The 8,768-nt window shown below is 29.8% G+C and carries 9 protein-coding genes and 1 pseudogene; 4 read left to right on the forward strand and 6 right to left on the reverse strand.

What is annotated here, in order from left to right; genetic code table 11:
* The 4 genes and pseudogenes from NE054_RS05810 to NE054_RS05825 form a co-directional block, all read left to right on the forward strand.
* Window positions 1-360, forward strand: a pseudogene (locus NE054_RS05810) (hypothetical protein); the annotation flags it as partial.
* Entirely contained in the window at window positions 348-800 is a 453-nt protein-coding gene (locus NE054_RS05815; protein WP_297889718.1) for a hypothetical protein, read from the forward strand. The pseudogene NE054_RS05810 and the gene NE054_RS05815, both read left to right, overlap by 13 nt.
* Before the next feature lie 2 nt (window positions 801-802).
* Complete coding sequence (locus tag NE054_RS05820; RefSeq protein ID WP_297889721.1) at window positions 803-1,309, forward strand: GTPase domain-containing protein; 507 nt, start codon at window positions 803-805, stop codon at window positions 1,307-1,309.
* Window positions 1,306-2,532, forward strand: coding sequence for a HEAT repeat domain-containing protein (locus NE054_RS05825; RefSeq protein WP_297889724.1), 1,227 nt, complete (start codon window positions 1,306-1,308; stop codon window positions 2,530-2,532). Before NE054_RS05820 ends, NE054_RS05825 begins: the two co-directional genes overlap by 4 nt.
* Here NE054_RS05825 and NE054_RS05830 read toward each other — a convergent pair.
* From NE054_RS05830 to NE054_RS05855, 6 genes are all read right to left on the reverse strand, one after another.
* Window positions 2,521-3,645 (reverse strand): glycosyltransferase, encoded by a 1,125-nt coding sequence (locus NE054_RS05830; RefSeq protein ID WP_297889727.1) that lies wholly within the window; start codon window positions 3,643-3,645, stop codon window positions 2,521-2,523. The two genes, NE054_RS05825 and NE054_RS05830, sit on opposite strands and share 12 nt — an antisense overlap.
* Complete coding sequence (locus tag NE054_RS05835; RefSeq protein WP_297889729.1) at window positions 3,642-3,884, reverse strand: hypothetical protein; 243 nt, start codon at window positions 3,882-3,884, stop codon at window positions 3,642-3,644. Before NE054_RS05835 ends, NE054_RS05830 begins: the two co-directional genes overlap by 4 nt.
* A complete protein-coding gene (locus tag NE054_RS05840; protein WP_297889731.1) occupies window positions 3,881-6,187 on the reverse strand; it encodes a glycosyltransferase in 2,307 nt (768 codons plus the stop codon). Before NE054_RS05840 ends, NE054_RS05835 begins: the two co-directional genes overlap by 4 nt.
* Window positions 6,188-6,256: 69 nt before the next feature.
* The gene (locus NE054_RS05845; protein WP_297889732.1) at window positions 6,257-6,958 is read right to left on the reverse strand and encodes a polysaccharide deacetylase family protein; all 702 of its coding nucleotides are present in this window, start codon (window positions 6,956-6,958) and stop codon (window positions 6,257-6,259) included.
* Window positions 6,943-7,716: a lysophospholipid acyltransferase family protein gene (locus NE054_RS05850; RefSeq protein WP_297889735.1), complete on the reverse strand. Its 774-nt coding sequence runs from the start codon at window positions 7,714-7,716 to the stop codon at window positions 6,943-6,945. The genes NE054_RS05845 and NE054_RS05850 overlap by 16 nt, the downstream gene beginning before the upstream one ends.
* 119 nt (window positions 7,717-7,835) lie before the next feature.
* The gene (locus NE054_RS05855; protein ID WP_297889737.1) at window positions 7,836-8,540 is read right to left on the reverse strand and encodes a GNAT family N-acetyltransferase; all 705 of its coding nucleotides are present in this window, start codon (window positions 8,538-8,540) and stop codon (window positions 7,836-7,838) included.
* Window positions 8,541-8,768: the final 228 nt, after the last annotated feature.

Genomic DNA, 8,768 nt, shown 5'->3' on the forward strand with positions numbered 1-8,768 from the left:
ATAGGACATATCGGTGGAGATGATTTTTTTGTTGGTGCAAAAAATATAGATTTTATAGATTTTTACAAAAAAGTTTTCAATGTGATTAAAAAATTTAACCATGATGTTATATCATTGTACGACAAAGAAGACAGAGAAAGAGGTTTTATAGTTTCAAAAGATAGAGAAGGTAACATAAAAGAATTCAAATTTTTGTCTGTCTCAGGAGCGATAGTTCAAATTCCGGGAGGAGAGATAAACTCTAACTTTTTAGATGAATACATAGCTTTAGCTAAAAAGAATGCAAAACAAAAAGAAAACTATATAGAAAGCTTATGTATCTTAACAAGTAAAGTTAAGGAGGAAGTATGGACCTTATAAGTTATAAAGCAGATAAAAATGATATTTTAGAGATAGAAAAAGTGCTAGAAAAACTTGTTTTGAGTACTTACATAGATTTGGCACTTGTTGGAGATGAAGGAGGAAGATTATTAGCTTTTGTATCTCCGGATATAAAAGATGAAAAAGAAGCTTCAAGATTTTCTGTTGTATGTGCAGGTGTTTTAGGAGCGTTAGACCAGCTTAACCACATAATCCATGAGAAAAACAACTTCTTTACGGAAGGTATCAACAAATCAATTTACATTAAAATAAGCCAACATAAATTTTTTATAGCTTCTATATTCGATAGAAAAGTCCCTCTTGGTTCCGTAAAACTTTTTACAGATAAAGCTTTATCAAATTTAGAGCCTATCTTTGAAAAAATTAGAAACAATAAATCTGAAAATCTGAACATAAAATTTGATATGTTGGAGTTTTAATCATGAAAGAGGTTTTAATAGTTTATCACGGTGTTGGGATGGCAGGGAAAACTACTAATTTAGATAGTCTAAAAAATCTATTTCAAAACTACGTTATAGACAGGTTTCATACTCAAACATTGGAAAACAGAACTGTTTTTTTAGACACATTACTATTAGGAATAAACATAAAGAATCTTGATATAAAGTTAAAAGTAAGAATTATGTCTACACCAGGTCAAGAAAGGTTTGCTATTTTAAGACCATGGATAATAAACAATGCAGATGGTTTTGTATTTGTATATGACCCTACCGTAAATATAAAGTACAATGTAGAGGCTTTTAAGGAGATTTACGAGTCAAAAAAACCTATAATAGTTCAGATAAACAAAATAGACATTTCTCCTCGTGAAAAAATAGAGGAAGCAAAAAAAATCTTTGGCAAATTTCCAGTTATAGAAGCAGCTGCCAAAAACGATATAGGAGTTAAAGAAACATTACAAAGTATCCTAAGAGAGGTTTTAAAATGAAAACATGGAAAAGCAAAGAGATAGCTGTATATTACGAAGTTCACAGAGAGTTAACAAATCTTGAAAAAGTCTTAGAAGTCTTGAAATTCCATAGATTTAACGGTGTGTTGGAGTTGAAATCTTTCGGTGATGTAAAAGAGTATCCTATCATAGATGGAAAGTTAGAAAGAGATTATGACGGAGACTTTGATATTTTTAGTGTGTATAAAACGAACAAAAACTTTCTTATTCACTACTTTTATCTTGAAGATGAGCCTAACGTACTGTACTATCAACAAGAACCTGTTTGGGTAAATTTAGAATCAATAAATATGAACTTGTATGAACTTTTCCGTAAATTACAAAATATGTCACTGACAGGATTTTTAAAAATAGAAAACCGGGTTACGTTTGAAAAAAGTTTTATTTTTATGTATCTTGGTGATGTAGTTGCAGGAAAAAAATACAATCATTTAACACCAACTGTAATTTTAGATGTGGTAAAAGAATTAAAAGACTATCCATGTAATATAAACACCTATTCAGTTCCTGAGGAACTTTTAGTTTTTTACCTTGCAAAATTAAGATACATAACCACAGTACAAGGTTTGGACCATTTAGAAGATTTTCTTAGCAAAGGAGAAATGTACTATATACAAAGTATAAATCCATCGGATGTAGGGTTTGCTATTTTTGATGGAGGCTTTAATTTAAAGAGTGATAATTTTGAAAAAGGTATGTACTATGAGTTGTACCAAGTAGTTAAACTTCCGGAAAATCTTCAAACAATTGATATATTTAACTATATATCAGCAGATGATAGTTTAAAAACTTTAAAAAACCATGAAGGTTCTATAATATACTTTTGTCCAGCTTGTTGGTCTGTAATAGGAAAAGATGATAAATTCTGTCCAAACTGTGGTTTTGATTTAAGTGAGTTTCACAACATGGATTACGAGTATAAACTTTTACTTAGTTTAGAGCATCCGGTAAAAGAATGGCGTAAAAATGTAGTTTACACAATAGGACTAAAAAAACTTGAAGAAGCTGTACCTTATTTAGATATAATGGCAGATAAGGAACAAGACCCATTTGTCCTTCTTGAAATTGTAGAAACATTAGGTAAGATAGGGACCATGTCCGTTGTACCTGTTTTAAGAAAATTATCTGAACATAAGTATGTTCTTGTAAGAAATAAAGCAAGGTTTATTTTAGACAGAGTTTTAAAGATGTTAAATAGATAAAACTTTTTCGTAAACTTTTATCAGTTTACTCATAGTAATATTTAAATCAAAGTTATCCTTTACGAAAGATATCATTTTTTCTCTATCAATATATGGAAGATTTTGGGATAGTGTTATTATTTTGTATGCGAAATCAAGGGAATCTTTGGCTAAGAAATTTTTGTAGTACACTATTTCTGGAAAAGAGTTTTCTGAGTAGGCTACCACTGGAAGTCCACAAGCTTGAGCTTCTATCAACGATATTCCAAAGGTATCACTTTTTGATGCAGATACAAAGATGTCGGATACCTTGTAAATCCGAATTAACTCATCTTTATCATTTATATAATCCAGTACAGTGTAATCTGAGTCTAAGGTGTCATAAATCTCTTCTTTTAAGTTTCCATCACCAACAAGCAGAAGATGGTACACATTAGGCTTTAAATAGTTCAAGGTTTTGAAAATTCTAAGTAGTTCTGAAAAGTTTTTATCAGGAGAAAATCTGCCTGCGTAAATCAAAACAATTTTATTTTCCGGAATTCCGTAAAAATTTCTTAAACTTCTATCTATCTGAGAATTTGTAAATCTTCCAACATCTATACCATGATATACAACTTCTACCTTAGAAACACCTATTTTTTTTAGATAATTTTGTATATAGTTGGAAGGTGCTATAACACAATCCATATCGTTGTAAGTTTTATGTACGTACTTTTTAACCAGTGGTTTGATAAGATTTCCCTTTTTTATTACATTATCGGATACTTTTTCTAAATCTGAATGAAAAAAACCAACTATTTTAAATCCTTTTTTTTCTTGAATGTACTTTACTACAGATGGTATTAAAAAAGGTGAACCTATCTCAACTACATCCGGATTTTCTTCTTCTATTATCTTTGCTAACTTTAAAGGGTTTATAATTAACCTGTAGTTTTTGGAAAACAGTAGCTGTGGAGATTTTATAGTTATAACTTTTGTTTTCTTCTTAAAAAATACTCTGTCTTCTTCATCTGGAATTAAGAGTGTGTGGTGTATGTCATCAAATCTAGAAAAGTAATCTATCTTATTATCTATGTAAGTTTTAATCCCCCCTCCCCTTCTACTGTAAAAATGTGTTACATCTAAAATCTTCATTTAGTCAAACTTTTTGTTATTATATTGACTAAGTTTTTATGGTAAACTTTAAAACCGTAAGGTGTTTTTTGAAAAAGGTTGTACTTTTTTGCAAACTTTCCTATGATTATTAAACTTACATACTTTTTAGTCTGTTTTATAACTTCCTTTTGAATATCGGTAGCTATCCACCAATCGTTGTCCTTTGCTTTTAACGATGGTGTAGGATCTGTTGGATAATAGCTTTTCCTTGATTTCATACAACTACCTCCTGTTTTTGTTTTGATAAAAGTCCAAGTGATAAAGTTTCTAACATTTGATATAAAAGTTCTTTCTCATCAAAATTTTTGATGTACTGTTGTATGTTTTTCTTAATGTTATTTCTAAGAGATTCGTTCTGTATCAGCCTTTCAATTAAAATCCTGTATTCATCAGGGTTGTTGTTTTCTACGACAAATCCGGTTATATCTTTTACTATGTTTTCTTTTGCTGCACCTTTATCTGAAACCAACGGTATAAGACCACTTGCCATAGCTTCTAAAACTACATTTCCAAATGTTTCAGTTGTACTTGGAAAAAGGAAAAAGTCAGCGGATGCGTAAGCTTTTGCTAAAGCTTCTCCTTCTAAAAAACCGGTAAAGGCTATTTTATCTCCATATGTACTTTCTAACTCCTTTCTATAAGGACCATCTCCTACGATGGCAAATTTTACTTTACTGTTGTTTTTCATCTTTTCATACACTTGTATAAACACATCTAAGTCTTTCTCTTTAGAGACTCTTCCTACGTATAAAACTACAAACTCTCCATTGTACTCTCTAAAGTAATTTTTCCAGATTTTTCTGTCTCTGTAAGATGGATTAAACTTTTCTTGATTTACTCCTCTTTTGAATACGACTAACTTATCCGGATTAACAGAGTTTTCACTTAACCTCTTAAAAAATTCATTTGATGGAACCAACACTCTATCAGCTGAATTGTAAAAGAGTTTTATCAAATTTTTTACGACTTCTGTTATCACATGGTCATTTGTGTACCTATAAACGTACTCTGGAAAATCTGTGTGATAAGCTGTTACAAAAGGAATTCCAAGAATTTTAGATATTATCAGTCCATAAACTCCCATAATTCCGGGTGTTGCACTGTAAATTACATCAAAGTTTTCACTTTCTATGTAGTCTAAAACTTCTAAGAAGTTTGGTATATTTATTGGAATATCTTCGTACTCAGGAAGAGCAAAGGTGAAAACAGGTTCAAAGATTTTTAGGTAATCACTTTCTATTTTCTTTTGGTGAGATATTAAAAATTGCATATTGTAATTTTCCTCTTGAACAAGCTTAAATAACTTCTGAGTTGTTCGAGATACACCGTTAATCTCAAAAAAGGTATCTGTTAAGTAGGCTACTTTTCCTTCTGAATGACCGTTTCCAAAAAACTCTTTATGAAATCTTAAAGAAATGTTTTTTTCATCTGCTCTTTGTTTGTACACAGAAATGTATGCTAAATACACAGAAGAGAAAATCATAGCTTTCCCTAAGTACATACTTATTTTGTCAAAATCAAATGTTTTTTGGTTTTTCATCTGGTTTATTGTGTAAGGAAGAAGGTTGGAAAAGAAGTTGAAAATATTCTCATGATGATTATTAGATAACTGATTCCTAAACTTTATAACATTTTCTATAAATATATTAACAGAGTTTCTACCGAGTATCTGGTCTAGTATAGATGAAGTTTGCTGTTTTGGTTCAAAAAGGTTGTCTAATAGATATCCGAGATTTCCTATATTGTAGTTTCTTTTTATACCTTCTTTTCCTATATTCATTACCATATGTGTTAGTTTTTTAGGATTTCCGTACTCTCCATCGTAATAAGTTTTTCCTTCGTTTATAGCTTTTTTTAGGTCTTCAAGGGTTTTACCTTCTGCGATGGTATATCCTGTTCCTATATCTATTCCTCCGTGGTCATCAGAACCTCCGGTAAATCCTATAAAGTCCCTCCTCCTTTTGTATATGTTGTATTTATTTGCTAACGTTTCTAACTTTTCTTTTGTAAAGGATTTTGCTATTTTTTCTGTTATGAAAGATGATGTTCTTGACCTTGTACCGTTTAGTATCTCCCAGTTGTCAAATAGTAAAACAAACTTTTCTATATGTTCTTTTTTTAGCTTTCCGTCCATATCGTACAAAGGATGTGCCAGTATATGGGTTATGTTGTTTTTTTGAAGATAATCAACAAGCTCGTATATGTTTCCCCTTAGATGTTGTATATCATTATGTTGCTTTTCATTTATATCTATTGCTATTACATGAACTTTACATCTATCTTCAGGAAAGTAAGTTGTTATTTCCTCAGATATAAAAGTATCCGGAAGGTGTGCTATATCAAGACAGCCATCTATCGTATCGTGGTCTGTTATGGTTACTAAGGTCATTCCTCTTTCTTTTAAAATGTTATATAGCTTTATTGGTTTTACATAGCTCTCACTTATTTTTAGTTTTTGAGATAAATAACCTCCTGGTTTGTTTGATGCTTCAGAGTGAAGATGTAAATCCACTTTTATCATTTTGATAGCCTCCAATTTTACTACGATAAAATTTTAGGAAATAATGTTTAAGTTATTATGAAAAATTGGTTAAATTTTTATAAAATTAGAAGCATCTTTCAATGAAATAAAATCGTACTCATCTTGTTTAAAAAACTGGGTAAGAAGGTAGAGTTTTTCTTTGTTTGTAGCGTCTACAGGATGAAGAGCCATTCTAAAAATAGGTATTTTTAAAGCCTTCATCATTTTTACCTGTTTATCAAAAGCAAAAATAGATAGTCTTTCAAAAAAACCTCTTCCTCCAAAAGATAAAACCGGAGAAAATATTTTTTTATCTGTCTGTAGATTATAAATATATCTTCTGTCTGTGGTAAATTTAAAGTTATATTTTTTTAAAATGGTAAAATCTTGCTTTCTCATAAGCCAACCAGGTGGTATAAAACCTTCCGGATGGTAACCTAAATCCCCAAGAATTTTCAAACCTTTTAATATTCTATCTTCAATATCTGTATAATACTCAAACTCAGCTTCGTTGTTTGTAAGAAAGTCCTTGAAGTTTTTCAGTTTTCCAGATTTGTGGGTGTATCCGTGAAGTACAACCTCGTTATCTTTTACGTTATTCAAAAGCCAATCTTTTATTTCAAATAAACTCTCTTTTTCATGGTAGTAAGGTATCAATAAAAATGTAATTTTTTCAACATTGAAGTTGTTCAAAAATTCCAGTAAATCGTCAACCATCTCCACATTTGATTTTGTTATATCATGAATGGACACATTTAGTTTAAGTAACATGTGGAAATCTCGGAATGTAAATATTTTGAAAGCTCTTTTCTATCTTTAAAGTCCAAAGTGTTAACAGGATTTAAAAATTTAACACTTACTTCTAAAGTTTTTACTGCATACAGGAATTTTAAGACGTGTTTGAATAATTCCATATCTCCGTAGTAAAAAACCAAATCTCTATTTTTTTTATTGATAGGTTCACCGTTAACAGATATATACTTGATACATACAGGAACTATTTTAGCTTCCGTTTGGAATGCTACTTCTACAAAAGAAGATTTTAAAGGTAAAACTCCATCTCCATTTGAAGTTGTACCTTCTAAAAATATAACAACATTAAAACCATCACTTATGTACTTTTTTATCAACTCTATTTCACTTTTTAGACCATTTTTTGATTTCCTATCTATAAAAACACTTCCTCCATACTTAGCAAAATGTCCAAATAAAAAGGTATTTTTTACTTCGTAAGTGGATATAAAAAGATTTTTGTTGTCATTTTTCAAAACCAAAATATCAAGGTACGATAGATGATTTGGTGCTATGATGTAGTTTTCATCCGGATTTATGTTGAAATTTTCAATATAAACTTTTATACCAAAAAGTTTTAAAGCTAAATCTCTGAAAAAATTACTGTTTTTTATGAATTTTAAAACTTTCTCCTTGTTGTTTTTCACAAAAATATCAATCAACGTTGAACTTATTAAAAATGCTAATGTAAGACCGATAAATACTACAAGTCTATACAAAAATCTAATGAATTTCATTCTTTTTATACTTTCTCTCTATAGATTTATTTATATTGTCAGTATCTAAAACTGTTATAAAGTCAACACAGTTAAAATCTTTATCTAAAGCCGGATGACTACACACAAAAGCACCTGCGTTAAGATAACTCTTTAAAAGAGATGGTAAAAAACTCAGAAGCACTTTCTGTATCAGCTTTTGACTTAATTAAAAAATCTATATATCTATCAAGATTAGGCACTTTGTACTCAGGTTTAACATCACAGAAAAATTTCTCGTTAAAGTAGTTCTTCCTTAAATACAAATAAAGGTAAGATACCTCTAAAGGGTCTGTAATATAAACACTTGAACAACCAAAAAGATATTTAGATTCTGTCTGTTTTACATACTCTGATATACCTTTCCATAAAAGAGCTATGGTTATACCGTTTCTATGCTCTTTTTTTATTGCTGCTCTTCCCATCTCTAAAAGATTAACGTTTAACTTTTTTATATTTTCAATGTAAAACTCACTTTCTGAATAAAATTTTTTGGAAAATGTTGACGAGATAAGCCTGTACGTTCCAACAGGTTTTCCGGATTTTTTATCAACAATCATCAGATGGTCCGCCAAAAGGTCATACTCATCAAAATCAACAGGAATAAGTTTTTTCTTACCTTCCAAAAAAACTTCAAATCTTAGTTTTAGTAAATCTAAAAGTTCAGAAGTACTTTCAGCTGTCTTTACGATGTAAGAGTTCGTTTCTATATTTACTGTAATTTTTTTCCTAAAATTTTTTATTCTGTACTTATAAGCCTTAATTGGAAGACTTTTTATATCCTTTATTTTATTTAACACATACATAGTTACACCTCTTAAAGATTTTTAGGAAATTTTAGAGTTTTACTGTTAAGAATTTATTAAAGAAAGGTTAACTTTTTTTCTTTTTTTTCGTTTTTTTCAACATATCTTCCACAACCACTTTTACCGGCTGTTTTAGGAATTTATTACTCAGAAGAAAAAGCTGAAGAGAAACTGCAAGAACTCATAAAAAGAATGAAATTCATTAGATTTTTGTATAGACTTGTAGTA

Source organism: Sulfurihydrogenibium sp. (genome assembly GCF_027448985.1).
Classification (GTDB): Bacteria; Aquificota; Aquificia; order Aquificales; family Hydrogenothermaceae; genus Sulfurihydrogenibium.

Excerpts from the sequence above, each read along its gene's own strand:
- NE054_RS05850 (WP_297889735.1), bottom strand. The coding sequence starts at position 7,716 with ATGAAATTCATTAGATTTTTGTATAGACTTGTAGTATTTATCGGTCTT.
- NE054_RS05820 (WP_297889721.1), top strand. The coding sequence starts at position 803 with ATGAAAGAGGTTTTAATAGTTTATCACGGTGTTGGGATGGCAGGGAAA.
- NE054_RS05845 (WP_297889732.1), bottom strand. The coding sequence starts at position 6,958 with ATGTTACTTAAACTAAATGTGTCCATTCATGATATAACAAAATCAAAT.
- NE054_RS05825 (WP_297889724.1), top strand. The coding sequence starts at position 1,306 with ATGAAAACATGGAAAAGCAAAGAGATAGCTGTATATTACGAAGTTCAC.
- NE054_RS05835 (WP_297889729.1), bottom strand. The coding sequence starts at position 3,884 with ATGAAATCAAGGAAAAGCTATTATCCAACAGATCCTACACCATCGTTA.
- NE054_RS05830 (WP_297889727.1), bottom strand. The coding sequence starts at position 3,645 with ATGAAGATTTTAGATGTAACACATTTTTACAGTAGAAGGGGAGGGGGG.
- NE054_RS05855 (WP_297889737.1), bottom strand. The coding sequence starts at position 8,540 with ATGTATGTGTTAAATAAAATAAAGGATATAAAAAGTCTTCCAATTAAG.
- NE054_RS05840 (WP_297889731.1), bottom strand. The coding sequence starts at position 6,187 with ATGATAAAAGTGGATTTACATCTTCACTCTGAAGCATCAAACAAACCA.
- NE054_RS05815 (WP_297889718.1), top strand. The coding sequence starts at position 348 with ATGGACCTTATAAGTTATAAAGCAGATAAAAATGATATTTTAGAGATA.